The sequence below is a fragment of the Natrinema sp. CBA1119 genome (genome assembly GCF_002572525.1).
In the GTDB taxonomy this organism is placed as follows: domain Archaea; phylum Halobacteriota; class Halobacteria; order Halobacteriales; family Natrialbaceae; genus Natrinema.
On the sequence record NZ_PDBS01000001.1, the window covers coordinates 902689 to 928784 of the forward strand.

24 protein-coding genes are annotated in these 26096 nt (G+C 66.2%); 14 read left to right on the top strand and 10 right to left on the bottom strand.

From position 1 onward, the window contains the following. The first annotated feature begins 66 nt into the window (after positions 1-66). Positions 67-1257 (top strand): DHH family phosphoesterase, encoded by a 1191-nt coding sequence (locus CP556_RS04395; protein ID WP_098724518.1) that lies wholly within the window; start codon positions 67-69, stop codon positions 1255-1257. A gap of 2 nt (positions 1258-1259) precedes the next feature. Here the strand turns inward: CP556_RS04395 and CP556_RS04400 are convergent, their stop codons facing one another. Both CP556_RS04400 and CP556_RS25800 read right to left on the bottom strand, forming a co-directional pair. Then, positions 1260-2318: a carbohydrate kinase family protein gene (locus CP556_RS04400; RefSeq protein WP_255291403.1), complete on the bottom strand. Its 1059-nt coding sequence runs from the start codon at positions 2316-2318 to the stop codon at positions 1260-1262. Between the two features lie 254 nt (positions 2319-2572). Next, positions 2573-2743 carry an HVO_0758 family zinc finger protein gene (locus CP556_RS25800; RefSeq protein WP_176548119.1) on the bottom strand — a complete coding sequence of 57 codons (171 nt, stop codon included), beginning with the start codon at positions 2741-2743 and terminating at the stop codon, positions 2573-2575. Between the two features lie 281 nt (positions 2744-3024). Between CP556_RS25800 and CP556_RS04405 the strand changes: the two genes are divergently transcribed. Genes CP556_RS04405 through CP556_RS04415 form a run of 3 tightly spaced genes read left to right on the top strand, consistent with a single transcriptional unit; the run spans position 3025 to position 5284 of the window. After that, positions 3025-4170 (top strand): glycosyltransferase family protein, encoded by a 1146-nt coding sequence (locus CP556_RS04405; RefSeq protein ID WP_098724520.1) that lies wholly within the window; start codon positions 3025-3027, stop codon positions 4168-4170. A gap of 26 nt (positions 4171-4196) precedes the next feature. Beyond that, the gene (locus CP556_RS04410) at positions 4197-4697 is read left to right on the top strand and encodes a DUF7109 family protein (protein WP_098724521.1); all 501 of its coding nucleotides are present in this window, start codon (positions 4197-4199) and stop codon (positions 4695-4697) included. Further along, positions 4694-5284 carry an NUDIX hydrolase gene (locus tag CP556_RS04415; RefSeq protein WP_098724522.1) on the top strand — a complete coding sequence of 197 codons (591 nt, stop codon included), beginning with the start codon at positions 4694-4696 and terminating at the stop codon, positions 5282-5284. Before CP556_RS04410 ends, CP556_RS04415 begins: the two co-directional genes overlap by 4 nt. Before the next feature lie 491 nt (positions 5285-5775). Here the strand turns inward: CP556_RS04415 and CP556_RS04420 are convergent, their stop codons facing one another. Together CP556_RS04420 and gfo6 are read right to left on the bottom strand one after the other, a co-directional pair. Next, complete coding sequence (locus tag CP556_RS04420) at positions 5776-6246, bottom strand: MGMT family protein (protein ID WP_098724523.1); 471 nt, start codon at positions 6244-6246, stop codon at positions 5776-5778. Positions 6247-6345: 99 nt separating this feature from the next. Then, the gene (gene gfo6, locus CP556_RS04425; protein ID WP_098724524.1) at positions 6346-7416 is read right to left on the bottom strand and encodes a D-xylose 1-dehydrogenase Gfo6; all 1071 of its coding nucleotides are present in this window, start codon (positions 7414-7416) and stop codon (positions 6346-6348) included. A 205-nt stretch (positions 7417-7621) separates the two neighbouring features. On the opposite strand from gfo6, the gene nadA reads away from it, so the two are divergent. From nadA to nadC, 3 genes are read left to right on the top strand one after another with little or no spacing between them, the layout of a single operon-like run. After that, on the top strand, positions 7622-8755 hold the full coding sequence (gene nadA, locus CP556_RS04430) for a quinolinate synthase NadA (RefSeq protein ID WP_098724525.1): 1134 nt from the start codon (positions 7622-7624) through the stop codon (positions 8753-8755). 2 nt (positions 8756-8757) lie between these two features. Continuing rightward, positions 8758-10296 carry an L-aspartate oxidase gene (locus tag CP556_RS04435; protein ID WP_098724526.1) on the top strand — a complete coding sequence of 513 codons (1539 nt, stop codon included), beginning with the start codon at positions 8758-8760 and terminating at the stop codon, positions 10294-10296. A gap of 7 nt (positions 10297-10303) precedes the next feature. Further along, entirely contained in the window at positions 10304-11119 is an 816-nt protein-coding gene (gene nadC / locus CP556_RS04440; RefSeq protein WP_098724527.1) for a carboxylating nicotinate-nucleotide diphosphorylase, read from the top strand. A 13-nt stretch (positions 11120-11132) separates the two neighbouring features. Here nadC and CP556_RS04445 read toward each other — a convergent pair whose 3' ends face one another. Next, positions 11133-11672, bottom strand: coding sequence for a DUF7529 family protein (locus tag CP556_RS04445; protein WP_098724528.1), 540 nt, complete (start codon positions 11670-11672; stop codon positions 11133-11135). 148 nt (positions 11673-11820) lie between these two features. On the opposite strand from CP556_RS04445, the gene CP556_RS04450 reads away from it, so the two are divergent. The 3 genes from CP556_RS04450 to CP556_RS04460 all read left to right on the top strand — a co-directional run bounded on the left by CP556_RS04450 (position 11821) and on the right by CP556_RS04460 (position 15939). Beyond that, positions 11821-12294 carry an Lrp/AsnC family transcriptional regulator gene (locus CP556_RS04450; protein WP_098727281.1) on the top strand — a complete coding sequence of 158 codons (474 nt, stop codon included), beginning with the start codon at positions 11821-11823 and terminating at the stop codon, positions 12292-12294. Between the two features lie 316 nt (positions 12295-12610). Continuing rightward, positions 12611-14818 carry an amino acid permease gene (locus CP556_RS04455; protein ID WP_098724529.1) on the top strand — a complete coding sequence of 736 codons (2208 nt, stop codon included), beginning with the start codon at positions 12611-12613 and terminating at the stop codon, positions 14816-14818. A 158-nt stretch (positions 14819-14976) separates the two neighbouring features. Next, the gene (locus CP556_RS04460; RefSeq protein ID WP_098724530.1) at positions 14977-15939 is read left to right on the top strand and encodes a GNAT family N-acetyltransferase; all 963 of its coding nucleotides are present in this window, start codon (positions 14977-14979) and stop codon (positions 15937-15939) included. Positions 15940-15985: 46 nt separating this feature from the next. Here the strand turns inward: CP556_RS04460 and CP556_RS04465 are convergent, their stop codons facing one another. The 3 genes from CP556_RS04465 to CP556_RS04475 form a co-directional block, all read right to left on the bottom strand. Next, positions 15986-16267, bottom strand: coding sequence for a ubiquitin-like small modifier protein 1 (locus CP556_RS04465; protein WP_098724531.1), 282 nt, complete (start codon positions 16265-16267; stop codon positions 15986-15988). 31 nt (positions 16268-16298) lie between these two features. Beyond that, positions 16299-17579, bottom strand: a complete 1281-nt coding sequence (locus tag CP556_RS04470) for a TrkA C-terminal domain-containing protein (RefSeq protein ID WP_176548120.1) — start codon at positions 17577-17579, stop codon at positions 16299-16301. A gap of 91 nt (positions 17580-17670) precedes the next feature. Further along, the gene (locus tag CP556_RS04475) at positions 17671-18948 is read right to left on the bottom strand and encodes a DUF8167 domain-containing protein (RefSeq protein WP_098724532.1); all 1278 of its coding nucleotides are present in this window, start codon (positions 18946-18948) and stop codon (positions 17671-17673) included. Between the two features lie 133 nt (positions 18949-19081). Here CP556_RS04475 and CP556_RS04480 point away from each other — a divergent pair, with 133 nt between their 5' ends. After that, positions 19082-20269, top strand: coding sequence for an NAD-binding protein (locus CP556_RS04480; protein ID WP_098724533.1), 1188 nt, complete (start codon positions 19082-19084; stop codon positions 20267-20269). Between the two features lie 313 nt (positions 20270-20582). On the opposite strand, the gene CP556_RS04485 is transcribed toward CP556_RS04480, so the two are convergent. Beyond that, the gene (locus CP556_RS04485; RefSeq protein ID WP_098724534.1) at positions 20583-22022 is read right to left on the bottom strand and encodes an HPP family protein; all 1440 of its coding nucleotides are present in this window, start codon (positions 22020-22022) and stop codon (positions 20583-20585) included. A 145-nt stretch (positions 22023-22167) separates the two neighbouring features. Here CP556_RS04485 and CP556_RS25190 point away from each other — a divergent pair, with 145 nt between their 5' ends. After that, positions 22168-22794 carry a hypothetical protein gene (locus tag CP556_RS25190; protein ID WP_141551629.1) on the top strand — a complete coding sequence of 209 codons (627 nt, stop codon included), beginning with the start codon at positions 22168-22170 and terminating at the stop codon, positions 22792-22794. A gap of 383 nt (positions 22795-23177) precedes the next feature. Here CP556_RS25190 and deoC read toward each other — a convergent pair whose 3' ends face one another. Continuing rightward, positions 23178-23855, bottom strand: coding sequence for a deoxyribose-phosphate aldolase (gene deoC, locus CP556_RS04490; protein ID WP_098724535.1), 678 nt, complete (start codon positions 23853-23855; stop codon positions 23178-23180). A gap of 126 nt (positions 23856-23981) precedes the next feature. On the opposite strand from deoC, the gene CP556_RS04495 reads away from it, so the two are divergent. Together CP556_RS04495 and CP556_RS04500 are read left to right on the top strand one after the other, a co-directional pair. Further along, positions 23982-24965, top strand: a complete 984-nt coding sequence (locus tag CP556_RS04495) for a ribose 1,5-bisphosphate isomerase (RefSeq protein WP_098727283.1) — start codon at positions 23982-23984, stop codon at positions 24963-24965. A 229-nt stretch (positions 24966-25194) separates the two neighbouring features. After that, positions 25195-26031 (top strand): DUF63 family protein, encoded by an 837-nt coding sequence (locus CP556_RS04500; RefSeq protein ID WP_098724536.1) that lies wholly within the window; start codon positions 25195-25197, stop codon positions 26029-26031. Positions 26032-26096 lie beyond the last annotated feature (65 nt).

The following is a 26096-nucleotide window of genomic DNA, read 5'->3' on the forward strand; positions in this document are numbered from 1 at the left end:
AATAATCCACTCCGAATCGGGAGAAATCGGGGGAAATTTCATGGTGGTTCGATCTGAGTTTCTGATATGAGCTTACGGAGCGCCCCGACAGCCGCGACGTTCGTCGGGGCGAACCCGCTGGTGTCCGAGTCGGTCGGCGACTCGATCCGGTCCCTCGATCCGCTCGTTCTCTCGTTGCTGGTTCTGGCCGTCGTTGCGCTCGTCCTGGGTGGCTGGTGGGTGATTCGGTGGTTTCGGCGACCGCCGGGCGTTCGGCTCCAGCGCGTGCTAGCGACGCACGACGACGTGACGGTCCTGATGCATCCGAACCCCGATCCCGACGCCATGTCCTGTGCGATGGGCGTCGCGAAGATCGCCGAGTCGGTCGACACCGACGCGGCCCTGCAGTTCTCCGGCGAGATCCGCCACCAGGAAAACCGCGCGTTCCGGACCGTCCTCGATCTGGACATCGAGTCCGTCGACGCGAGCTCGCAACTCGAGTCGGACGCGGTGGTGCTGGTCGATCACAACACGCCGCGGGGGTTCACCGGGGCCCAGACCGTCGAACCGATCGCGGTCGTCGACCACCATCCCGGCAACGGGGCCGGCACGAAGTTCACCGACGTGCGGACGGACTACGGTGCGGCGTCGACGATCATCGTCGAGTACCTGCACGACATCGGCGCGACGATGGCCGACGAGGAGGACTCGAGCGGGCTCGAGATTTCGCCGGAGCTGGCGACCGGACTACTCTACGGTATCCAGTCCGATACGAACCACCTGACGAACGGCTGTTCGCGGGCGGAGTTCGACGCCTGCGCTGCCCTGTTTTCCGGGATCGACGAGGACCTGCTCGACCGGATCGCTAACCCGCAGGTCAGCGACGACGTGTTGCAGGTCAAGGCGACGGCGATCACCCAGAAGCGCGTCGAGGGCCCCTTCGCCGTCTGCGACGTCGGCGAGATCGGCAACGTCGACGCGATTCCCCAGGCCGCGGACGAACTCATGCATCTCGAGGGAGTCACGGCGGTCGTCGTCTACGGCGAACACGACGGGACGCTCCACCTCTCCGGCCGATCGCGCGACGACCGGGTCCACATGGGCGAGACGCTACGCCACGCCATCAGCGACATTCCGATGGCCAGCGCGGGCGGCCACGCGCGGATGGGCGGCGGACAGCTCTCGGTCGACCACATGAACGGAATCGGCCCCTCCGACGGGATCAGTCGCGACGAGTTCGAGGAACGGCTCTTTTCCGCGATGTCGGGCGAGCGATAGCGTTAGTCGGCGCGTTCGCACACCGACCGCAGCGCTCCCGGATCGGCGGTCTCACCGGTCGCGACGAAGTGTGCCGCACACGCGTTTCCCAGTGCCAAGGCCGTCTCGAGGGGCCACTCGCGGGCCAGTGCGCAGGCCAGGCCGGCCGAAAACCGGTCGCCAGCGCCGGTCGTTCGCCGCGGGTCGCCGAGGTCGACCATCTCGACGGCGGCAGCATCGTCGCGTGTCGTCCCGACGGCCGCGTCCGACCCATGAGAGACGACCGCGGTGATGTCGATCGCCGAGCGCAGCGCCGCGGTCCGACTTCGGATCCGCGCGTCGCTCGTCACGTCAGCGCCGCGAGTGCGAGCCGACGCGTCGGCGGTCCTCACGGCGGCCGCGAGTTCCGTCGGGTTAACGCTCAGAACTACCTCGAGTGACGCGGCGGCCGAGTCAGCTCGCGAGAGGGCGTCGAACAGCCTATCGAGCGCCGACGGATCGACGGTGTCGATCGGACCGGGGTCGACCACAATCGGGAGCCGCGTATCATGGGAGGCCGTCGCCAGCCGATCGAAGACCGATGTCAGTCCCCGCACGGAGATCCAGTTCGTGCAACAGAGCGCGTCCGCGCCGACGATTCGCTCCCAGTCGATGACCGCGAGGAGATCCTCGAGTCCCCAGTCCTCGGTCGGACCCGGCTCCGAAAACTGGATTTCGTCGGGGCCGACGTCGACCACGCGAACCGTGGCCGGCGTCCCCATCGAATGCGTTTCGAAGGGGAAATCGGAGCATACCGGGTCGTCGAGGTGACCGACGAGTGTCGCCCGCTCGCCGAGCGCGTGGACCTGCGTCGCCGCGTTGACCGCCTGCCCGCCGGGCCGGACGTCGATCGGCTCGAGCGCGAACGAGCGAGTGCCCGCGGCGAGCTGGTCGGTAAACGCGTCGATCTCCTCGAGGCGATCGACGCGCGCCCCTGCGATTGCATACCAGCGGTCGACGCTACCGTCGGGGAGCGCGACGATGCGGCAGGTGTCGCCGGTTTCGAGGGGGTCGAGCCGATCACGAAGCTCGTCGTAGCTCACGGTCGAGACTGTGTCGCTCGGGGGCAAAACGATACGGCCGGCACATCGGTACGGCCGGCACATCGGTACGGCCAGCACATCGGTACGGCCAGCACATCGCTCCGGCCGGCACGTCGGTACGCCTGGCGTGTCGACCGGCCGGTCGGTCGACCGCCCTCAAACTGGTCTCGAGTCGACGATGCCACTGCAACCGTCGGTGGCCACTCGCTGGGGTGGAGCGCCGCGATCCGAGCGGACGGGTCGGCTGCCGGTCCCTATCGAATCTCCTTCCACTCCGCCTCGCAGTCAGGGCAGATCCGAACCGTCTTGATCTCGTCCGGGTCGTTTTCGGTCTTCAGCGGCTTCTCGCACTCGGCGCAGACGAGCCGATCGTAGGTGTCCTTCTCGAGTTCGTCTTCGCGGAGAGCCTTCCGGACTGATTTCATAGTCGGACTGTAAGCAGGAGGGGAAGAAAAAGACCGGTGCTCTTTCGGACCCCGAGTCGGCCCTCGTTCCCGAGGCAGACGGCCGTCAGCGAGAGCGTTTCGGCCGCCCTCGAGACCGCTCTCGCCCCCGTCCGTAATCGCGTCTCTCCCATGATCGCTCCCGGGTACCGATTCGGCGGTGCCTCTTCGTATACTCATCGGGCTGACACGCCTGCTGACAGTCGACAGTATATCTGGCCGGAGTCGTGGCCGTTTTACCGGCTCGCTCGAACAACTCACCGATGGAGTACGTCCAGGAGCGGATCGCGACGCTCCACGAGTTCGGCGAGGGCGACGGGATGAGCGATGCCCTCGCCCGCGACGCCGCCGCCGCGGTCGGCGAGACGGCCATCGTCGTCCCGATGACCGTCCGCGAGTACGAGAGCCCCGCCGCCGAACGCGTCCTCGGCGAACTCGAGCGCCTCGAGCCGGCGCCAGCGGCGGTCTTCGTTCCCGTCCGCGCCGACGACGACGAGATCGGGACGTTCCGCGAGTGGCTCGGTTCCTTCGCGCTGCCGACGCGCGTCCTCTGGTGTAACGCGCCCGGCGTCGATGCGCTGCTCGCCGAGGCGGGACTGGCGGGCGACTTCGGAAAGGGCCGTGACGTCTGGCTCGCGCTCGGACCCGCCGCCGATGAAGGCGACTCCGTCGTCGTCCACGACGCCGACGCTCGAAGTTACGAGGCCGAGCACGTCCACCGGCTGCTCGCGCCGCTGACGATGGACTATGAGTTTTCGAAGGGGTACTACGCTCGCGTCGAACGCAACCGGCTCTACGGTCGGCTCTTCCGCCTGTTTTACGAGCCGCTCGTTCGAACGCTCGCGGACACCCACGACGCGCCGATCGTCGACTATCTCGGCGCGTTCCGGTACGCGCTGGCCGGCGAGTTCGCCGCGACCGACGAGCTCGCCCGACGGCTCCGCCCACCGCGCGCGTGGGGCCTCGAGGTCGGCACGCTCGGCGACGCCTACGAGATCGCCGGCTTCGGCGGGACCGCCCAGGTCGACCTCGGCCGCCACGAGCACGACCACCGCGCGGTCGCCGGCGACGCCGGTCTCGAGCGAATGAGCCGCGAGGTCGCCGCCGCGCTCTTGCGCGTGCTCGAGGAACACGGGGTTGACCCAGACTACGAGACGCTGCCGGAGCGGTATCGCGCCGTCGGCGGCGAGCTGATCGAGGGCTATCGCGCCGACGCGGCGTTCAACGGCCTCGAGTACGATCCCGCGGACGAACGGGACCAGCTGGCGCGCTACGCTGGATCGATCGCACCGCCGGGATCGGACGCGCGCCTGCCGCGGTGGACCGAGGCCCCGTTCGCGCCGTCCGACGTGCTCGCGGCGGCCCGGCCGTGGCGGGACCGGCGCATCGGCTCGCGCTCGCAAGACTAATCCACTCACCGGCCGTTGGATCGCGTATGGATGCGACCGCCGACGAACTGGCCGGCGTGGTCGATCTCTTTGGCGGGCTGACCCGCGAGGAGCTGGAGCGGGCGCTCGCCGAAGCGGCCTACCGCGCCGACGGGCAGGCCGTCGACGACGGGGCCCTCGAGACGGCGATCGACGAGGCGCTCGAGTCGTTCGCGCTCGTTCGGTACGATCTCGCCGGTCGGGACGAGACGTCGACGACCGCGGACGACGAAGCGCTATTGGTTCCCGGTCCGACGGCGTTTCCGACGGTGCCGGAGCACGCGGAAGACCTCCCACACATTCTCGACGTCGAGCGGCGTCGGCCCGCTCGCGAGCCGCTGGGCGAGGCGGCCCGGGAGCGCTTCGTCGCGGCCGCCGACGAGGCCGTCACCAAGGGGGACGCAGCGCGACTCCGAACCCTGCTCGACGTCAGCTACGACATCGAGGCGTGGGCCCCCGTCGATCTCGCGGACGAACGGACGCGACTGGAGGACACCCTCGAGGAATGACGACGAGACTGACCCTCGATCCGATCGCGGCGTACGAGCCCACCGAGATCACCGATCAGGAGTACGACGCGGCCGTCCTCGCGCCGATCGTCGACCGCGACGGCGAGGACCACCTGCTCTTCACCCGCCGGGCCGACCACCTCGGCGAACACCCCGGACAGATGAGTTTTCCCGGCGGCGGGGCCGAGTCGATCGACGAGACGATTCTCGAGACGGCGCTCAGAGAGGCCAACGAGGAGATCGGCCTCGAGCGCAGCGAAGCCGAAGTCGTGGGCCAACTCGATGACATCCGGACGGTCACCGAGTACGCCGTGACGCCCTTCGTCGCGCACGTGCCCGATCGGGAGTACGTTCGCGAGGAGAGTGAGGTCGCCGAAATCGTCGTCCTCCCCCTCTCGGGGCTGCTCGATCCGGACAACTACGAGTACGAGCGCCGGAGCCACCCCTACTACGGCGAGATCGTGATTCACTACTTCCGCGTGAACGGCTACACCGTCTGGGGTGCGACGGGACGGATTCTGGTGCAGTTGCTCGAGTTGGCGACGGCGTTCGAAGCGCCCGAGAAAGTCGATCGGTCGGAGTTCTAACGGGCCCGATTCGTCCGGTTTCGTTCGACAAACGATTTCTTGAGGGTTCGTTCAGAGCGCACAGGGATACTTCTGCACAGTGTCGCCGATCTACGTCTCGCTCCGGACCGATCAACCGACGTGCCGTGGCGCGCGCCTGGCCGCGGTGAGTCGCCGACGAACCGCGGGCTAAACTCGTGCGAGGGATGAGCGAACGCCGAAGGCGTGAGTGTTAGCGCGGAACCTCCGGTTCCGCGAACCATACGAACGGCGGCTCCGCCGCCGTGAGTAGAAATCGGTTGGGGAGGACGTGGCGATTCACTGTTGCCACGATAGCAGAGCGCTTCATTATGCGTCTTCTCGTCAAACAACCCGTTCGATAAACAGACATCGTCAACAGATCGGGACGGCCGAACTGCCGACGATCAGATTCACTCGAGGTCGCGTTCGAACGCCGCAGTTGCGTCTCGCGTCCTTGTCGATATCGTCGACGACCCTGCAATGTCGGCCGTTTACAGCCCCTCGAGCGACCGAAGCTTCTGTTCGATGTCCGGCGGGGCGGCGCTGGGGCCGTCGCGCACGCGATGATCCGGAATGAGAAGCGGGGCGGGGTTCTCGTCGAGGGCAGTTCGGACGAGGATGATGTCGTCGTCGTTCTCGTGATCGAGGCCCGACGTCATCCGCGCAAGCGTCTCGACGGTGACCTGATCGCCGTAGGGAATCTCCTGAACCCCCTCGAGGACCGCTCGCTGGTCGGTCGGCATGGTCATTGCGACCTGCACGTCGTCGAAGGTGATCGGCTCGAGGCCGTCGAGGTACTCGAAGATCCGATCGAGAACGGCGTGGTCGTCCTCGGCACCGTCGTCGGGAATCTCCGGGAACGAGACGCTCAGGACTCGTCCGCTGGCGGCACCAATCTGGACGTACCGATCGAGGTACGGCGATTCCCGCGCGTAGATTCCAGCGTCCGTAACGTCCTCCATACCCGCCGGTAAGCGATCCGGACATGAATAGCCGCCGGTCCTCGCGTTTCGGCCGCGGCCGGTATCGGAACCGTCTCGACCAGCGGCCGACGGGGTCGCTCACGCAAGGCTCACTCGACGGCCCGTCTCGGCGGACTCGTAGGCGGCCTCGATGGCGCGAAGATCGGCAAGTCCGTCTTCGCCGTCGGGTTCGGGATCAGTGCCGGTCAGCACGCAGTAGCCGAAGTAGTCGAACTCCTCGCGGACCTCGTCGACCGATGGGCCGGTGTACTCCATGCGAATGTCGCCGCTCTCGATGACCATCTCCTGGAGGACGCGGCCGCCGAACGGCGACTCGATGTCGATCATCCCCCCGGTGCCGACCAGTTCGAGGGCGCTCCGGGCGTGAGCATCGAAACTCGCCGTACACGAGGCCGTCGCACCGGATTCGTACTCGAGCTGGAACGCGACGTGTTCGTCGACGTCGGCGAACGGGCCGCCCTCCGAGCGGGTCGTTGCGTAGACGCTGGTGAGTTCGGATTCGAGGATGAATCGGATCGTATTGAGCGAGTAGATCCCGAGGTCGACCAGCGCGCCGCCGCCGGCGACCTCGGGATCGAGCCGCCACGTATCGGGGTCCACGGTGGCCAACAGCGGATGCGAGAAGCCGCCGTGAACCTGCACGACGTCGCCGATGATGCCTTCGCGGACGAGTTCCCGGGTGCGACGAACGGTCGGCTCGGTCTGGAGTCGGTAGGCCGTCATCAGCGTGACGCCGGCGTCGTTGCAGGCGTCGACGACCGCTTGGGCGCGGTCGACGGTGATCTCGAGGGGTTTCTCACAGAGGACGTGTTTTCCGAACTCAGCGGCTGTAGTTGCATACTCTCCGTGGACGTTGTTCGGTGCTGCGACGTAGATCGCGTCGTAGGCGTCGACGCACTCGCCCGCGAGAAAGTCATCGTAGTCGACGAGGTGGTCGACGCCGTACGTCTCGGCGATGTCGGTCACGCGTTCGGGCGGCTTCGCGACCAGCACCGTCGTTTCGCAGCGATTGCTGTCGGCGATCCCCGGAAGCGCCCGCTGTCGTGCGAAGCCGCCGATCCCGATGACGGCGAGGCGAACCGTTCCCGCCGTTGATTCGCATTCCCAGTCCCGTTGCGTGAAGTTCGCGAACGCGTCCTCGAGTGCCATACATGACGTACGCGCGCCGCCGAAAAGGACCTCAGTGACCGAACTGCCGACAGTCACCGCTCCCGATCGGTCAATGGCGACGAACAACCGACTAGTGGATTTCTATCGTCGTACCCATCGGTGGTATTCCGTCAGTAGGTTGTATCGAAGGAAAAAGTTATTCAATAGCACCCACTGAGTTGTAATCACTCACAGGTGACGGAAGATGACTAAAATGGAAACGGCGGAGCTGGAGACCGACCTGAGTCTGTTCAAATACGACAACCTCGAGCAGTTGCCATCCCAGTACCGGGATCTCGAGGAGTCGGAACGAACGGACCGCATCGAGGCGGCGCTCGAAGAACTCGGCGACGACGTGGTGATCCTGGGGCACAACTACCAGCGACGCGAGATCGTCGAGCACGCGGACTTCATCGGGGACTCCTACCAGCTCTCGAAGGAGGCGGCGAACGCTGACGCCGAGTACGTGATCTTCGGCGGCGTGACGTTCATGGCCGAGAGTGCGGACATCATCACGGACGACGACCAGTCGGTGATCCTTCCGAGCATGGAGGCGTCGTGTCCGATGGCGGGGATGGCCGAGGCCCTGCAGGTCGACAGCGCGTGGGCCGAGATCACGGCCGCCGCGCCCGACGCGAACATCATCCCGATCACCTACATGAACTCCTACGCGGATCTGAAGGCGTTCTGTGCGAGTCAGGGCGGACTCGTCTGTACCTCCTCGAACGCGCACGAGGCGTTCGAGTACGCCTTCGAGCGGGGAGACAAGGTCCTCTTCCTGCCCGACAAGCACCTCGGGGAGAACACCGCCCACCGGCTCGGCATGGAAGACGAAATCGCCGAGTGGGACCCCTGGGACCCCGAGGGGAAAGACGCCGAGGAGGTCGCCGAGAGCGACATCGTCCTCTGGGACGGCTACTGCCAGGTCCACGAACGGTTCCGCGAGGACCACATCGAACAGGTCCGCGAGGAAAATCCCGGCGCGAAGGTCATCGTCCACCCCGAGTGTCGCCGCGAGGTCGTCGAAGCCGCGGACGTGGCCGGCTCGACGGCGACGATCTGCGAGACCGTCGCGAACGCCGACCCCGGCGACACGTGGGCGATCGGCACCGAGATCCACCTCACGAATCACCTCCAGCGCTGGCACCCCGAGGTGAACGTCCTCCCGCTCTGTGGCGACGCCTGCATGGACTGCAACGCCATGCGCCAGATCGACCCCAACTACCTCGCGTGGGTGCTCGAGGAACTCGTCGAGGGTCGCGAACACAACGTGATCGAGGTCGCGCCCGAGGAGAAGGAACTCGCGGGCGTCGCGCTCGATCGCATGCTCGAGATCTGATCATGACCGAGACGAACACCGGAACGGAGACGACAACTGACGGCGAGACCGCGGACGTACTCGTCGTCGGCAGCGGCATCGCTGGTTGTTCGGCCGCACTCGCGGCCGCACGCGAGGGCGCTGACGTCCTCCTCCTGACGAAAGCGACGAAACCCGACGACGCCAGCACCGACTGGGCACAGGGCGGGATCTCGACGACTCGAGGAGATCCCCAGAGCCTCAAGCGGGACATCGTCGACGCCAGCGACGGCACCGCCGATCCCGACGCCGTCGACGCGCTCGTCGAAACCGCCGACGACGCCGTCGAGGACGTGCTCGTCGACACCCTCGAGGTGGGGTTCGACGAGAGTGACGACGGGTCGTTCGACTACACGCGCGAGGCCGCCCACTCCGACTATCGCATCCTCCACGTCGACGCCGCGACGGGGACGCACATCCTGCGGCCGTTCCTGAACCATCTCGACGACCACGAGCGAATCGAGGTGCGCCAGGACACCGCCGCGCTCGAGTTGATCACCGCCGAGGGACGCGTCCACGGCGTGGTGAGCGACGAGCGGTCGAGCGGGAAGCCGATCTACGCCGGTGCGACGATTCTCGCGACCGGCGGAATTGGCGCGCTCTACGGCCGATCGACCAACCCCGCCGACGCGACCGGCGACGGCATCGCGATGGCCGCGCTCGCCGGCGCTGACGTCGAGGACATGGAGTACGTGCAGTTCCATCCGACCGCCTACGCCGGTGAGGACCCCTTCCTCCTTTCGGAAGCGCTGCGGGGCGAGGGCGCGGTGTTGCGAAACGGCGACGGCGAACGGTTCATGGACGAGTACCACCCGCAGGGCGACCTCGCGCCGCGGGACGTCGTCGCTCGCGCCGTCGAGACCGAACGCGCGGAGACGGGCGAGGTCGTCCTCGACGTCGGACCGCTCGAGTTCGAAGTCGACTACCCCGGTATCGCTGCAAAGTGTCGCGACCGCGGCATCGAGGGCGAGAAAATTCCCGTCGCTCCGTGCGAACACTTCCTGTGTGGCGGCGTCGATGTCGACAAGGAGGGCCGAACCTCGCTCGATCGGCTCTACGCCGTCGGCGAGTGCGCTCGCACCGGCGTCCACGGCGCGAACCGGCTGGCGAGTACCAGCCTGCTCGAGGGGCTGGTCTGGGGCCTGCGGGCCGGCGAAGACGCGACCGGATTCGATCCGGAGCCGGTCGAAGCGCCCGAACTCCGGAACCGGGATCCCGACCTCCCCGAGCGCTTCGCTGCCGAGAAGTTCACGCGGCTTACGCAGACGATGGACGAGTATCTTGGCCTCGAGCGCAATCCCGAGGAGATCGCCCGCGCGAGCGCCGTCCTCCGGCGGCTCAAAGGAGAGGTCGACGCCTACATTCGGACCCGAACGGCGCGGGACCTCTACGAGCTTCGCAACGCCAGCGTCACCGCGCTGTTGATCGCCCGTGCGGCCGGCGAGAACACGGAATCAGTGGGCTGTCACTACGTCGCGACCGACCCCGACGAGTCAACAGCCGAACCGCCGGCGGACGACTGAGATACTCATGATCACCGACGCACAAATCGAACGCTGGCTGCGCGAGGACGTCGGCCACCACGACGTGACGAATCAGGTGCCCGGCGAGACGACCGGCAAACTCGTCGCGAAGGAATCCGGTATCGTTGCCGGGATCGAGGCCGCAGCGGCCGTCTTCGACTACCTGAACGTGACAGTGACCGAGCGCCTCGAGGATGGGAGCGGCGTCGACCCGGGCGACGAACTGCTCCGGGTCGAGGGGCCGACACGGGCGGTGCTCCGCGGCGAGCGGGTCGCGGTCAACCTCGCGGGGCACGCGTCGGGGATCGCGACGCTGACGCGCGAGGCGGTCGAGCGCGCTCGGACCGAATCCGCGGACGCAACGATCGCCGCGACCCGCAAGACGACGCCCGGCCTGCGCGGCCTCGAGAAACGCGCCGTCGTCGCGGGCGGCGGCGACACCCACCGCCTCGACCTCTCCCACATGGTGATGGTCAAGGACAACCACGTCGCTGAAATGGGGCTCGAGGAGGCGGTGGCGCACTTTCAGGCACGGACCTCGTTCGCGACGAAGATCGACGTCGAGGTCGAGACCGTCGACGACGCGCCGCGCGCGGCCGACGCGGGCGCGGACATCGTCCTGCTCGACAATATGACGCCGGCGGAGACGCGGGCGGCCGTCGAGACGCTCGCCGACCACGAGGGCGTGCTCGCCGAGGCCAGCGGCGGGATCACCCTCGCGGACGTGCCCGATTACGCCGCGACAGGCGCCGACGTGATCTCGATGGGATCGCTCACCCACTCGGCGTCGTCGCTGGACCTGTCGTTCCGAACGGGGGGCTAGCTCTCGCCGCTGATCACTCCGCGCTCCACTGCCGAACGTCCGCCTGCTCGAGGAACAGGGACGGATCGTCGTGGGAGAAACTCACCCACCCGACCTCGGGGTCCGCCGTCACGTGAATCAGTAACTGCTCCTCGACGAGCGCCGTCTCGAAGACCGATCTGCAGTCTTCGATGTCGTAGGAGAGGGGGACGAAGACGGCCGTCTCGCTCTCCTCGTCGCGCTCGACGACGAGTGCGACTCGCCGGTCGCTTTCCGCCGCCAGCGGTCGGTAGTAGACGTCGGCCGCGGAAATCGTGACGTCCCTGTTCTCGATGAGTTCCGCGATGAGTTCGTACTCCTCGGCGGTAACGGCGACGTCGAGCCCGGTTCGCTCGCTCTCCTCGACCGGCGACGTCCCGATCGGCTCGAGGACGACGGCGTCCCAGCCGTCCTCCCGGTACTCCTCGGCGATGGCTCGCGCGTCCTCGAGCAGGTCCTCCCACAGGGGATCGTCCGAATTCGATCGGTCGGTGGCCGTCGAACGGGTCGGTGGTTCCGAGTCGTCCGCCGTCATCCGTCTCCCTCCGGTCGCGGTCGGTTCGTCATACTCGAGTCCGACGAGCGCGAGGGGAAAAACGTTACCTCACGCGATCTCCCGCTGCGAGGACGAACCGACGAATTCGCAGGAAAAATTACTTTTAACCGCGCGATTACTCGTGGGTATGAGCGAGGAGCCACTCGACGATCTCGACAGGACCATCATCTACTGTCTGCAGGAGGACGCACGCAAGACGTCGGCGAGCGAGATCGCGGACAAAGCGGGCGTCTCGGCCAGCACGGTCCGCAACCGGATACGGAACCTCGAGGAGAGTGGCATCCTCACCGGCTACCGACCGGAGGTGAACTACGAGGCGGCCAGCTATCAGCTGCAGACGCTCATCGTCTGTACGGCGCCGATCCCCGACCGAGAGGCACTCGCGCAGAAGGCCCTGGAAGTGCCCGGCGTCGTCGCCGTCAGGGAGGTTATGACCGGTACCGAGAACGTCCACGTCGAAGCGATCGGATCGGACAGCGACGACCTCAGTCGGATCGGCCGAGACCTCGACGAACTCGGCCTCGAGGTCGTCGACGAGGACCTCATTCGGAACGAGTACGAGCGCGCATTCCACGGGTTCGACGTGGATGAGTTGTCGTAGCGGTCCCGCTTGTCAGGCGTCAGTTTGCGCGCGGTCGTCCAGACGACGAGCAACGGGTTCGCGTCGTCCTGCCCTTCCACTCTCTTGCTCACTCGTACACCCTCTCTCCGGACGAGTCCGCAACACAACGTGGCACTGATTGTCGAATCCCGAATTTATCGGCGCTTTTATGCGGATCCGGAGGTCACACACCGATACAGAACCAAATATGCGTCAGAGCACACCCCCATCCCCCCATCTCCTGTTGGTCGGCAGCACACGGGCCTCGAGCCCCGTACCGACGCGGTCGCCGAACGACTGACGAACTTCCTACCCAATGCCAAAAGAACTCGAACGAGACCTCGGCTTATTTGCGGTCGTCGCGATCAGTATCGGCGCGATGGTCGGCAGTGGAATCTTCATCCTTCCCGGCCTCGCCCTGAAGACGGCGGGCCCGGCGGTTATTCTGGCCTACTTACTCGCGGGCGTACTCGTCTTACCGGCCGCCCTGAGCAAGGCCGAAATGGCGACGGCGATGCCGGAGGCCGGTGGCACGTACATCTACATCGAGCGCGGCATGGGACCGCTACTCGGAACGATCGCCGGCGTCGGCACCTGGTTTTCGCTGTCGTTCAAGGGCGCGCTGGCGCTGGTCGGTGGCGTCCCGTACGTACTGTATCTGTTCGACCTGCCGGTGAAGCCGGTCGCGCTCGCGCTGGCGGTCGTGCTCGTACTCGTCAATCTCGTCGGCGCGAAACAGACCGGACGCCTGCAGGTCGCCATCGTCGCGGTGATGCTCGCGGCGATGGTGTGGTTCGTCGTCGGCGGACTCCCGTCGACGGACAGCACCTACTACGACGGGTTCTTCGACGAGGGATCCGGCGGTCTCCTCGCCGCGACCGGCCTCGTGTTCGTCTCGTACGCCGGCGTGACCAAGATCGCGAGCGTGGCCGAAGAGGTGGAGAACCCGGATCGGAACATCCCGCTCGGGATCCTCGGATCGCTCTGTTTCACGACGCTCCTCTACGTCCTCATCGTCGTCGTGATGGTCGGCGTGACGCCGCCCGATCTGTTGAGTGACTCCGCGGTGCCGATGATTCACGCGGCCGAGGCGACGCTCGGCCGGCTGGGCGTGATCGCCATCATTATCGCGGCCGTCCTCGCGCTGATCAGCACGGCCAACGCCGGGATCCTGTCGTCGTCCCGATATCCCTTTGCGATGGCTCGAGACCAACTCGCGCCGCCGTCCCTGACGGAGATCCACGACAAGTGGGGAACGCCCGTGCAGGCGATCACGCTCACCGGTGCCGTCATGTTGGTACTCATCGCGTTCGTCCCGATCCTCCAGATCGCGAAACTGGCGAGCGCGTTCCAGATCATCGTCTTCGCACTGGTCAACGGCGCGGTCATCGCCTTTCGCGAGGGGGACGTCGGGCAGTACGATCCGAGCTTCGAGTCGCCGCTCTATCCGTGGACCCAGCTCGTCGGGATCGCTGGCGGATTCGCGCTCATCGGGTATATGGGAACGATCCCGCTCGTCGGTGCCGTCATCATCACGGCGGCGTCGGTGCTGTGGTATCTCTACTACGCGCGCGGCCGCGTCCAGCGCGAGGGCGCTGCCACGGACGTCGTCAGGCGGAGCGTCGGTCGCAAGGCCGTCGAACAGACGAAAGCGACCGTCGAGACGGCCGACGGCTACGAGGTACTCGTCGCGATCACCGAGAAGACGAGCGAGCAACGTGAGCGAACGTTGGTTCGAATCGCCGCCGATGTCGCCCGCGAGAACGACGGCAGCGTCACCGTCGTTCAGTTCGACGAGGTGGCCGATCAGGTGCCGCTCCAGCAGGCGTCGGAAACGCAGTCACCGGCGGACGTCGAGTTCGAGGAGCGGACGGAGCCACTGACCGAGGCGTTCGACGTGCCGGTCACCTACGGCGAGATCGTCAGCCACGACACGAAGCGGGCGATCGCTAACTTCGCCGCCCACGAGGACGCGGACTTCCTCCTGCTCGAGCGAAGCGACGATCCGCTGTACGCGCCGATATTCGGGACGACCGTCGAGTGGATCACCCACAAGGCACCGTGTGACGTCTTGCTCGTCGAGGACCGCGACCTGGACCGAATCGACTCCGTCACGGTCGTCACCGACCGCGGCCCCTTCGATCCGCAGAAGATCACTGTCGCGAACGCGCTGGCGACCGAGGCCGGGGGGAGTATCACCTTGCTGTACCCGCTCGATGACGCGGCGACCGAAACGCAACGCGAGACGATAGACGAGTACCTCGCGGAACTCGAGTCGCTGTGTTCGGTTCCCGTGAATCGTTCGATCGTCGAGACCGACGACCCCGAACGGGATTTCGTTTCGGTGACGAACGCGGGCGACATCCTCGTCATCGGGACGGACGGCGGACGGATACGTGGGTCCCTGTTCGGCCGGCCGGCCGACAGAATCATCGACAGCGTCGACTGCACGGCGGTTCAGGTAAAATCGAAGCGAGGCAAGTCCGGCCCGGTTCGTCGACTCGTCGAGCGCATGGTGTTCTAACGGTTCGGCTCCACTGCTCCGCTTTTCCCCGCGACGGGTCTCGTTCGGAGCGGCAGCGTCGGATCCCGAGTGACTCGCCGTGTTCCAGCGCGCGCCAGCGCTCACGCTGCGAAGTTCTTTCCGACACCACAACGTGAGGTGCGACTGTTCGACCGACGATGCCACCCGACTCAGACGCCGATCCGTTCGTCGAGATCCGCCGCGCGACCCACGACGATTACGAGGCCGTCGCCGACTTCACGAGCGACATCTGGCCCGAACGCGGCGGCGACTACATCCCGCGGATCTACCACGATTGGCTCGAGGACGACGACGAGACCGACAGGAAGACTCTCCTCGCGGAAATCGACGGCGAGGCCGCGGGGATCGTCCAGGCCGTTATGCTCTCGCCCGACGAGGCCTGGTTTCAGGGGATGCGCGTCGCGGCCGACCATCGCCGGCGGGGCGTGAGCCAGCGGCTGAACGAGGCGACCTTCGAGTGGGCCCGCGAGCGGGGCGCGACCGTCGGCCGAGTCATGATCTTCTCGTGGAACGCGGTCTCGCTCGGCGCTGCGCGGGCCGGCGGCTACGAGCCGATCACGGAGTTCCGCTTCGCCCATCCGGAGCCCGATCCGACCGCCGAGGGACCGTGTCGCGTCTCGCGGGATCCGACGGCGGCCTGGCGCTACTGGACCCACAGCGACGCGCGCGAACAGCTGGATGGACTGGGGCTCGCACCCGAGGAGTCGTGGGCCGTTCGAGAACTCGCTCGCAACGATTTTGTACAACTCGCCGACGAGACCGCCGTTTTTGCGGTCGAGGGCGAGGACGGACTCGCGGGAGCGGCCTACCGATCGCGAACGTACGATCGCGAGGTCGAGAGCGACGACTCGGCCGACTCGAGCGATGCAGACTCCGCCACCGAGACGTGGGCCGAATACGGCCTCGGCGCGTGGGAGGACGTCGATGCCGCGCGATCGCTGTTCGCCGCGATTGCCTGCGACGCCGCCGACTGCGGTGCCGACGAGACGCGCGTTCTCGTCCCCGAAACCGCCCGGTTCGTCACGGACGCCGCCGCGACGGGGGTCGATATCTCCGAGGAACCGGACTTCGTGTTGGGGATCGACCTGACGACCGACTGAGCGGCGCGGTTGCCGTAGTAGCCGCCGCTGTGGCGTCGCCAGCGACCTACCCGCCGCTGACCGGCGGGAACAGCGCCAGTTCGTCGCCCGCTTCGAGGACCGTCTCCATCCCCTCCTCTTCGACCAGCACGTTCGTCCCGTTGCGAAGCACGTTGATCTGCGATCGGAGCTCGCCGTCCTCGAGCACGCGGCCCTCGAGTTCGGGGGCGTCCGCGAGGAGTTCCTCGAGTGCGTCCCCGACGGTGTTGCCGGCGTCGGCGTCGACGGTCACGTGTTTGGAACCGGCCCGTTCGGCGAGGTCGGCGAACAGTTTCCACTCGGTAGGCATACCTGGCGCTATCGGTGCCGTCGGCAAGTAGCTACCGCTCCTGTGGCTGTTCCCGATCCCGTAGCGGTTCCGGTTCGCGATGGCCGTCCGACTCGCCACTGGTATCGGAATCCGCACCGAGGTCGGGCGCGTCATCCCCGTCTCGCGTTTCGGCCAGCGTTCGGTCGGTGACTCGCCGCAGCGCGTCCGGACGGCCGAGCACGTAGGCGATATCGCCGACCGCGAGTCGAACGTCGCCCGCTGGCAGTGGCAGGTGCTCGTCGCCATCCTCGCTCTCGCGCTCGAGGGCCACCACGAGCACCGGCAGCGCGTCGACCGGCAGGCCGGCGAGCGGGTCGTCCGATTCGACGGCGACCGTCGTCACCGTCTCGTCGGCCGCCCGGAGCAGGGAGACGAGGTCCCGTTCGGCGTCGGGACTGCCCGGCAGCGTCGCGAGCCGGTACTCACGATCGGGCTCGAGGTCTCGCGCGTCCTCGGCGTCGAGGGCGACGGTCACGACGTCGGCGGCGGTCGCTCGGAGTTCCCCGCCGGCGACGCGCCGCGCGGTGGTGCTCTCCTCGTCGCGGGCCCAGATCCGGACCGCATCGCCCGGACTGGCGTCGGCAGCGGGATCGCCCGCGAACGCGACGGCGACGGTCCCCGGCGCGAGCGTCGGGCCGATCCCCGCCGGCCGACTTCCGATGGCGAGGTAGCCGACTGACCCGTCGGGCTCGAGGTCGACGTCGACGTGGCCGATCCCGAAGTCGTGCTCGAGGCGGGCGATCAGCCGCTCGCGCCGTTCCTCGACGGTCAGCCGTCGGGGAAAGAGGAACGTCTGGCCCGCCACCTCCGCTTTCACCGAGTCGTCGACGGGGTCGTAGCCATCGATATCGCCGATCTCCTCGGGCAGTTCGACCGTGACGACGCGACCGGCCGACCGGACGAGCTGCGTGACCTCCGTGATCGTCCGCGGGGTGGCGACCATGAACACGTCCCGCGCGAGGTAGTCGCCCAGCCGTCGCCCGGCGTCGGCGGCGATCGCGCTGGCGACGAACGCGGCGACGGTGTAGATCGCGGTTCCGGGCTCGAGCAGGCCCGTGTTACCGATGATCGCCTGAGAGAGCGCGGTCTGGGTGTTCAGCCAGATCGCGACGAGCGCGACGCCGACGAGGACCGCGACGCCCTCGGGAATCTCGTCGGCACTGTACCAGCGGTAGGTGAACGCCACGCCGGCTCCCGCTCCGGCCGAGAGCAGGGCGAAGCCGAGGATTCGAACGAGCGCTTCCACGAGCGTCTCGGTGGGGACCAGCTGGGCGACGACGAGATCTATCACGACCGGTCACCGCCGTCGCGGCCGTCGCCGTCGGTCGGGGGACGACGCTCGATCGGGGGAGGACGCTCGGACGGGGCGACGAGACGCCGGATCATCGAGCGATCGCCTCCACGAACGCCTCGGTCGCGTCGTCCGGTCCCGCGACGAACGCCTCGTCGCCGGTCTCGAGTCGCCGTTCGATGCCGGGACCGAACACCCAGCCGTGGCGACGACCGCCGGTCTCGCTGCCCTGTCGTCGCACCGCCAGAATCGTCACGTCCGCCGTCGACGGGGTCGCGTCGAAATCGGTCGCTTCGTCGTCGGAACCAGTCGCGCCGACGGTGAACCGTCGGATGGCGTACCCCTCGCGTTTGACCAGCGCGAGCGCCTCGAACTCGCGGCTCGTTCCCCGCGACCGCACGACGAGTCGCGGCGACTCGATCTCGAGGATCGGTTTCACGTCCCGTCGAGCGACGGCGATGGTCACCCGTCCCGGGCCGCCGGCGGTCGCCGCGTTCGGTTTCGGATCGGCTATCGCGGACTCGGCGTCCTCCCCGCCGTCGGTCGCCACCTCGTCGACGGAGGTATCGAGCGCGGCGTCCGCGGCGCGTTCATCGTCGATCTCGGACCGAGCGCTCAGTACCGTGCCGGTGATCGAGCGCTCGCCGGCGCGAACGGTCACCTCGTCGCCTCGAGCGATCCCCGTCGGGACGAGCGTCGCGATCGAGACGGCGCGTTGGCCTGCCGGCACCCGTCGCGAGAGGCTTCCGGACGGCGGTGCCGCGACGATCGTCGCCCGGCCCCGTTCGTCCATGGCGACGTCGACGTCCGCGAGGTCGTGGTCCGTTCGCAGCCGTTCCTCGATCCGGGCCTCGAGCTCCGAGAGGGGGAGATCGGCCGGGAGCCGCCACGAGCCGGCTTTGAGGGCCTCTCGGAGGGACGGCGACAGCGGCGGGTAGCCTTCCATGTCGTGGATCTCGCCGGTGGGGCGGACCGTCACCTGGCCGACCGAGCCGACGAGTTCGACGACGTCGGCGGAGAGCGTCCGCTGCCGGAGGCGGGTAAAGGAGAGCCGGCGCGGGAGCTCCGCGCCGAGTTTATCGCCCTGGTTGTGCGCGTAGAGCGCGAGCATGAGGACGACCAGCACGGCTATCAGCAGCCGCGGTGACTGGGCGATGGTCGGTTCGACGAGTCCCAGCAGACCGCCCTGCACGCTGGCGATCGAGAGCGCGAGGACGACGACACCGAACCCGGGCAGGGTCACACCGGTGAAATAACGCACGAGAAAGCCGAGCGAGCCGGCGACGAACGCGGGGACGATACCGGTCAGGAGACCGAGATAGAGGCCGAGCAGCACTTCGACCAGCAGATTGCCCGGAATCGATTGCATTGTGGGGGAGTGGGACGGGATCGTTAAATTTGCACCGACAGGCGCATCCGTATCCGTTTCGGGTTCGGTACACGGCCCCCTGGCCGGAAGCGAGACGGGGACGTTTAACTAACACCACCGCCGACCGGTGTGTATGGTCGACGACCGGTCGCCTCGAGCGTGGCTCCCGCACAACTGGCGGCGAGTCTTCACGACGCGCGCAGCCATCGTGCTCGTCCTGCTCGTCGCGCTGCTCTCGGTCGCAACCGCAGTCTTCAACATCGGGACCAACGCCGTGGGCGGCCCGCTCGAGGAGTACGTTCCCGTCGCGGTCCAGAGCGCCGCCGCGTTCACCGGCGCGCTCACGGGGTTCATGATGGTCGGGAGCGCGCTCGCGCTCCGACGTGGTCTCCGAACCGGCTGGTGGGCGTCGCTGTTACTACTCCCGCTGACCGCCGCCCAGGGGTTGCTCCAGTCGAGTCCGTACTCGTTCCCGCTGGTCGTCCTCTCGATCGTTTCGATGCCGATTCTGCTGGTGACCCGCAAGCGGTTCGACAAACCGCTCGCCCTGTCGACGACGCAGATCGCGGCCGGCGCATCGCTCGTCGGCGTCCAGCTGTACGGCACCATCGGCGGCTACGCGCTCCGGGAGGAGTTCGACGGCATCAACAGCATCGTCGACGCCTTCTACTTCACGCTGATCACCTCGAGTACGGTCGGGTACGGAGACGTAACGCCGAACCAGGGCTCGACCGAGGCGATGCTGTTTACCATGTCGGTGCTCCTCCTGGGAGTCGCCAGCTTCGGTATCGCCATCGGGGCGCTCGTCGGTCCCGTCATCCAGGATCGCATCACCAAGACACTCGGAAAAATGACCGAATCACAGCTCCAACTGCTCGACGAGCACATCCTCGTGCTCGGCTACGGCGAACTGACGGAACCGATCGTCGACGAACTCGCGGACAGCGGCCGGGAGTTCGTCGTCGTCACCAGCGACCGGGAGGTCGCGACGCCGCTCACTGACCGAGACATTCCGGTGGTCAACGGCGACCCCAGCGACGAGGAACCGCTCCAGCGTGCGAAGATCGACCGCGCAGCCGCGATCCTCGTCGCCACGAACCACGACGCCGAGGACGCGCTGACCGTCCTCACCGCCCGCGAACTCGCCCCGAACACCCGCATCGTCGCCGCCGCGACCGACCGCGAGAACGTCAAGAAACTCGAGCGCGCCGGCGCGGACGCGGTGATCAGTCCCTCGCAACTCGGCGGCCACCTGCTCGTTCGATCGGCGCTGGGAAGCGACGAGAGCGGGTTGATCGATCGGATCCTCGAGCGGGAGTGAAATCCTTGCAGAGTAAACAAACGGATTCGTTTTGATCCAATCGCGTAGAACACGTTCAGCACGTCGAAGAGACGTATCACTCCGAACTAATCAACCGACGTGCGGTGGCGCGCGCTGGGCCGCGGCGAACAGATTGTGAGCCGCGGTCTGAAGCCGTGTGAGGGATGAGTGAGCGCCGTCAGGCGCGATCGAATCGGCTGGGGAGGGCGTGGCGCTTCCCTGTTGCCACGATAGCAGGACGCTTCGTCTCACCCAATCCCATCAAAATGCACGCAGTTCCAGCAGAAGACGGTATCACAGACGCAAACGTCCGCTAGCGGTGGCGTCCGCGGTGGACGATCGCCACGTCCGCCTCGAGATCACTGAGCTTCCGAAACGTCGGCGGCGAGACGAACCGCGAGGCGGCCGACCGGTCGGTACTCGAGCCGACGAAACAGACGTCGTACCGGGGCGCGACCCGAGACAGGTAGGACTCGACCGACGCGTTGGCGACGTGGGTCTCGAAGCGGCCCGAGAACGCGTCGACGAGGTCCGCGAGCGTCCCCTCGGCCGCGCGGCGGCGCGACTCGCGGTCGATACAGGTGCAGACGCTGATCGGTCGGCCGGACCCGGTCACCCGGATCGCGAAGTCCAGCATCGCTCGAGCGGTGTCACCGGCACCGCGGACCGCGACCAAACTGGTCTCCCACCGCCGTCGCGGGCTCCCGTTCGAGCGGAACGCGATCACGTCGATCTCGCTGTCGAACAGGCCCGTGAGAAACGATGAGAGGCCCCCACTCTCGCGTTCGGCGTACGGTGCGACGATGAGATCGCAATTCTGCTGGCGGGCGGTCTGCAGGGTAAGCCCGGCGGACTGCCCGCCGCCGGCCGCGACGACGACCTCGCAGGGGACGTCGTACGCGTCCGCGAGTTCGTCCGCGAACGACTCGAGGCGCTGCCCGGCGTCGCTGGCCGCGCGTTCGGCCGGGGCCAGTTCCTCGCTCCCGTCGTCCGCGGCGGCCTCGGTACCGGCGGGATCGTCGTGCTGCTCGGCGTCGTCCTCGTCGACCACGTCGAAGAGGACCACCTTCCCGGCGTCGTGTGCGCCGGCGATCGACGCGGCGAAGCGGGCGACCGTCTCGCCGCCGTCAGCCATCGGAACGAGGACGTGATCGTCGCCGCCAGTCGTCCCGTAGAGGTACTGCGCGCGCTGCTCGTAGAAGTGACTCCGCCAGAGGACGAACGCGCTCGCGACGAACGAGCTCGTGACGACGATGCCCAACACGTAGGCGAACTGCGCATTTCCGGTCACGAGCACGAGCAAGGCGGTCGAAAACGCCGTCGGTTCCTCGAGGTCAAGCCCCCACGTACAGAGCCCGGTAAAGAAGATAGCGAGGGCGGCCCCGACCGCGCTGACACCGCCGCCGGTCAGTCCGGCCGCGGCCGTGAGTTCGAGCGCGAGCCAGCCACAGAGCGCGCCGACGGTCATGCCACCGACGAACTTCCACGGCGTGGCGTACTTCCCCTCCGGATCGGCGAAGAGCGTGTACGTGCCCGACGCCAGCGGCGGAAACAGCAGGAACGAGATCTCCGCCGTCATGTTTGTCAGCCACGTCACCGCCGCGATCAACAGCGGGACGAACACCAGGACCGAGAGATGGAGGAGGTTCCCGGTGTGCTCGAGCCACCGGACGAAGGAATCGAGTTCGCGTCGCTCCAGCCGTCGCAGTCGACTCGCGAGCGCGTGCAGTCGCGCTCGCACCCCCTCGAGCATAGGAATCCGTTGCTCGCGGATCGACCAAAACTGTTCGGCTTCGCTCGGGAGTTATAGAAGTATAAATTCTTACATCTGTATACGGTAGATACTGACTAGTAATATTGAAACTCTTTTGTACGTAGTATAAATAGACATAATATGTGTGAAGAAGTTTCAAGTCGCTGGTTCTGATTTTAGTTCTTCGATTGCAATTGATTCTAGTAATAGAGGAGATACTACCGTTACTGTTGCAGTTGAGATGCCAGATCGACTAACCGAGATTAAGATGCTTGAAATAGTTTGTGAGTCCGCACGTCAAAATCAGGTGTCTGATTTTCGTCTGTTCAATCGGAAGGCACGAGATATCGGGATCGACGGAAATGAGGATTTTTTCAGAGATGTAATTAGTGCAACTCGTGGATACATTGTTGGCTACCAGCATCTCAGCCACGGGAATGAGTCTGCACATGAGATAGAGTCTGTACACTCTGCATTATTACTTGATACTATTCTTGAGCCATACGAGGATAATATGGTTATTATTGACGGCGGTAGTCAAAAAGCGAATCCGGTCGTTCATGCTCTATCTGGTCTGCGAGATGCTATTCCATCAGTAACATATTGTCTCCAGTCTGAACATTACTACCCTCAATGCCTGCTAGCAGATTTAGTTGCGTTCTACCTATCATATAGAGTCGAGACTGGTTCATACGATTATACCAACCCATTTTTACAGACACCGTATGCAGAGCATACAGAAGATAGGTGGGGGCCGCATTCTCGTCGATGAAACAATCTGCTGGTGAGTATCGAACTCTGGAACTAACGGAACTGCGGGGTGAGACACCAAAACAACGCGCCCAATGCTGGTTCCATGGAGGAATGGCCCGCCGAGGAGCTGGGGCTCCGGCAACAGACTCTATCACACCAATCATAAAGATTGCAGCTAACAACAACTTTGAAAACCTCCAAGCAGAGCTTGAGAGGATTCTATGAGGTTGGATTAGATAGAAGATGCGGTTCCCGTCCCCACGCCCTTCCGGGTATGGTCGAACAGGCTCATCACGCCGCATCTCGACGCTCAATTGCATATATGCAACAAGGGGGGAAAAGCGTTTGGTATACTCTGAGCGTAGCGGTAATATACGACGTTTTCGCCCCCCTCGGTCCCGACTACTCCGGCGCGCCCTCGAGGATCTCGACCCCGCTCGAGGCCCCGATGCGTTCGGCACCGGCCTCGAGCATCGCCAGCGCATCCTCGTAGCTGCCGACGCCGCCGCTGGCCTTGACGGGGAGACACTCGCTCATGAGTTCGACGTCGGGAATCGTGGCACCGGCGCTCACGGCTTCGCCGTTCGCACGTTGCTTCTCCGACGCAACGCTCGCGAAGCCGGTTGAGGTTTTCACCATCGCCGCGTCGGCCGCTCGAGCGGCCTCGCAGGCCCGGCGTTTCTCCGCGTCGGAGAGGAGCGCGGTCTCGATGATCACCTTGACCGGGATCGGCACGGCGGCGACCAGTTCCGCGAGTTCGGCCTCGACGGCCTCGTCGTCGCCGGCCAGCAGGCGACCGACGTTGATGACGACGTCGAGTTCGTCGGCGCCGTCCTTCCAAGCCGTCACGCCCTCGCGTCGTTTCACGTCGGGCGCTTGTTGGCCGTGCGGGAAGCCGACCACCGTCGCGAGGGTGACGTTCGGCGCGTACTCGGCGGCCAACTCGACCCCGTAGGGCGGGATACAGGCGTTCATGCCGTGCTCCTGAGCGTCGTCAAGGACGGCTCGAACATCGGCGGGCGTCGTCTCGGGACCGAGGACGGTGTGGTCGATCAGGGGGGCGAGCTCGCTGCGATCCATAGGTGGGTCGACTCGTCGGACCGACAAAAAGGCGTCCGGTTACGCGGTCGACCGCCGTCCGGAGCATCGCCTCACTGTCCCGCGGCCGACAGTATCCTTTTCAGCTGCCACATGCAACTGACTCGCATGGCCGACACAGACCCCGTCACCGCTCCGGCCGTCGAATCCACCGCCGACGACATCGCCGCGATGGAGATCCGCGGCGCGGCGACCATCGCCGACGCGGCCGCCGCGGCGCTGGCGACGCAGGCCGAACGCTCCGGGGCCGAGAACCCTGCGGAATTCCGGAGACAGCTCCGGACCGCCGCGCGGACGCTCTACGAGACGCGGCCGACGGCGGTCAGCCTCCCGAACGCCCTCCGGTACGTGCTTCGGGGAATGGACGGCGACACCGTCGCCGACCTCCGAGAATCGACGATTACCTGCGCCGAGGCCTTCCAGCGCGACCTCGCGCAGGCACAGGATCGACTCGGTGAGATCGGTGCGAACCGGCTGCGTGACGGCGACGTCGTCATGACCCACTGCCACTCGACGGACGCCCTCTCGTGTCTCGAGGCCGCGCTCGAGGACGGGACGGAGCTCGAGGCGATCGTCAAGGAAACGCGACCGAGAAAACAGGGCCACATCACCGCGCGACAGCTGCGCGAGTGGGGCGTGCCGGTGACGCTGATCGCGGACAACGCGGCTCGCCGGTACCTCGATCGGGCGGATCACGTGCTCGTCGGGGCCGACAGCATCGCGGCGGACGGCAGCGTGATCAACAAGATCGGAACGAGCGGCCTGGCGGTCAACGCCCGCGATCGGGGCGTGCCGGTGGTGGTCGCGGCCCAGACGATCAAGCTCCATCCGGACACGATGACGGGTCACACCGTCGAGATCGAAATGCGAGACGAAACGGAGGTCCTGTCGGACGAGGAACGGGCGGCGATCACCGGCACGGACGCGAGCGACGAGGCCGGGCTGACCGTCGAGAACCCCGCGTTCGACGTCACACCACCGCGGTACGTCGACGCTATCGTCACCGAACGCGGCCAGTTCCCGCCGGAGAGCATCGTGACGCTCATGCGGGAACTGTTCGGCGAACCGACCGACGACCCGTGGGACGCCTGAGAGGGACACCTGTCAGTCAGTTCCGGTGAACCCACGACTCACATTCGAACGTGCCGGGAGACAGGGACAACAGATCGTATACCGCGTTCGGCGACGCGCCAAACCCGTGCTATCAGCCAAATTACCGGCGGTGATGGCCGTTCATGATCGTGCGAAAGCCACAGTATATCTCCGTCACTACTATTCGACAATCGGAAAGTGTTAGTCACTGGTGTGAGCTATGCCCACTATGGTATTACCCGAGGGGTTCGTCGTCCCGCCGTGGTACCTCCTGGTCCCGGTCATCGTTTTCCTCGGTAGTGTCCTCGCGCTGTTGTGGGCGCTCGAGCCGCCGGTGACCGATCGGACGGTTCTGGCGTTCGCGCCGTGGATGATGTTCGGCGCGAGTCTACACGTCCTCTACAAGATAAACGCGTTCCAGATCAACGCGTTCCCGGCGAGTATCGAGTCCCTGTTCAGCGCCCCGATAGTCTACGCGGTAACGGCGATCATCGCGGGGATCGTCTGGATCATCGCGATCTTTCTCCACGTCGGCGGTCTCCAGCCGACGATCTCGCGGTTTGTCGGGATCGCCGGAACAGCGTTTTTCACCGTCTTCGCGATGTTCGCGGTCCTTCGGAGCATCGAGGCGGGGGTCTTCGAACCGTTCTGGCCCGTCATCGCCGTCGTCGTCGCCGGTATCGTCACCGCCATCGCCTGGATCGCGCTGAGCCTCTGGTTTACCGACGTCGCGACGACCACGAGCACGACGGGCGCGCTCGTCGTCTTCGGACACACGCTCGACGGCGTCACGACCGCGATCGGCTACGACGTCCTCGGGGCTGCCGAGAGCGTACCGCTCTCGCTGGTGCTCCTCGAGGCCGGGGAGGCGCTACCGACTGCCGAGTACATCGGTTCAGGCTGGCTGTTCGTCCTCGTGAAAGTCTCGCTCGCGATGGTCATCCTCGGGTTGTTCCGGGAGTACGTCGAGGAGGCACCGCGACAGGCCCGCACACTGCTCGCGCTGGTCGCCGCAGTCGGGCTCGGCCCGGCGACCCACAACACGCTGCTGTTCATGGTCTCCTGATCGCTCGAGGAGCTGATCATCGACTCCTCAGATCGATAGTTCGCGGCGGTGCACCCCGCCGCCGC

Coding starts and splice junctions, on each gene's coding strand:
- CP556_RS04395 (WP_098724518.1), top strand. CDS start 67: ATGAGCTTACGGAGCGCCCCGACAGCCGCGACGTTCGTCGGGGCGAAC.
- CP556_RS25800 (WP_176548119.1), bottom strand. CDS start 2,743: ATGAAATCAGTCCGGAAGGCTCTCCGCGAAGACGAACTCGAGAAGGAC.
- CP556_RS04405 (WP_098724520.1), top strand. CDS start 3,025: ATGGAGTACGTCCAGGAGCGGATCGCGACGCTCCACGAGTTCGGCGAG.
- CP556_RS04410 (WP_098724521.1), top strand. CDS start 4,197: ATGGATGCGACCGCCGACGAACTGGCCGGCGTGGTCGATCTCTTTGGC.
- CP556_RS04415 (WP_098724522.1), top strand. CDS start 4,694: ATGACGACGAGACTGACCCTCGATCCGATCGCGGCGTACGAGCCCACC.
- CP556_RS04420 (WP_098724523.1), bottom strand. CDS start 6,246: ATGGAGGACGTTACGGACGCTGGAATCTACGCGCGGGAATCGCCGTAC.
- gfo6 (WP_098724524.1), bottom strand. CDS start 7,416: ATGGCACTCGAGGACGCGTTCGCGAACTTCACGCAACGGGACTGGGAA.
- nadA (WP_098724525.1), top strand. CDS start 7,622: ATGACTAAAATGGAAACGGCGGAGCTGGAGACCGACCTGAGTCTGTTC.
- CP556_RS04435 (WP_098724526.1), top strand. CDS start 8,758: ATGACCGAGACGAACACCGGAACGGAGACGACAACTGACGGCGAGACC.
- nadC (WP_098724527.1), top strand. CDS start 10,304: ATGATCACCGACGCACAAATCGAACGCTGGCTGCGCGAGGACGTCGGC.
- CP556_RS04445 (WP_098724528.1), bottom strand. CDS start 11,672: ATGACGGCGGACGACTCGGAACCACCGACCCGTTCGACGGCCACCGAC.
- CP556_RS04450 (WP_098727281.1), top strand. CDS start 11,821: ATGAGCGAGGAGCCACTCGACGATCTCGACAGGACCATCATCTACTGT.
- CP556_RS04455 (WP_098724529.1), top strand. CDS start 12,611: ATGCCAAAAGAACTCGAACGAGACCTCGGCTTATTTGCGGTCGTCGCG.
- CP556_RS04460 (WP_098724530.1), top strand. CDS start 14,977: ATGCCACCCGACTCAGACGCCGATCCGTTCGTCGAGATCCGCCGCGCG.
- CP556_RS04465 (WP_098724531.1), bottom strand. CDS start 16,267: ATGCCTACCGAGTGGAAACTGTTCGCCGACCTCGCCGAACGGGCCGGT.
- CP556_RS04475 (WP_098724532.1), bottom strand. CDS start 18,948: ATGCAATCGATTCCGGGCAATCTGCTGGTCGAAGTGCTGCTCGGCCTC.
- CP556_RS04480 (WP_098724533.1), top strand. CDS start 19,082: ATGGTCGACGACCGGTCGCCTCGAGCGTGGCTCCCGCACAACTGGCGG.
- CP556_RS04485 (WP_098724534.1), bottom strand. CDS start 22,022: ATGCTCGAGGGGGTGCGAGCGCGACTGCACGCGCTCGCGAGTCGACTG.
- deoC (WP_098724535.1), bottom strand. CDS start 23,855: ATGGATCGCAGCGAGCTCGCCCCCCTGATCGACCACACCGTCCTCGGT.
- CP556_RS04495 (WP_098727283.1), top strand. CDS start 23,982: ATGGCCGACACAGACCCCGTCACCGCTCCGGCCGTCGAATCCACCGCC.
- CP556_RS04500 (WP_098724536.1), top strand. CDS start 25,195: ATGGTATTACCCGAGGGGTTCGTCGTCCCGCCGTGGTACCTCCTGGTC.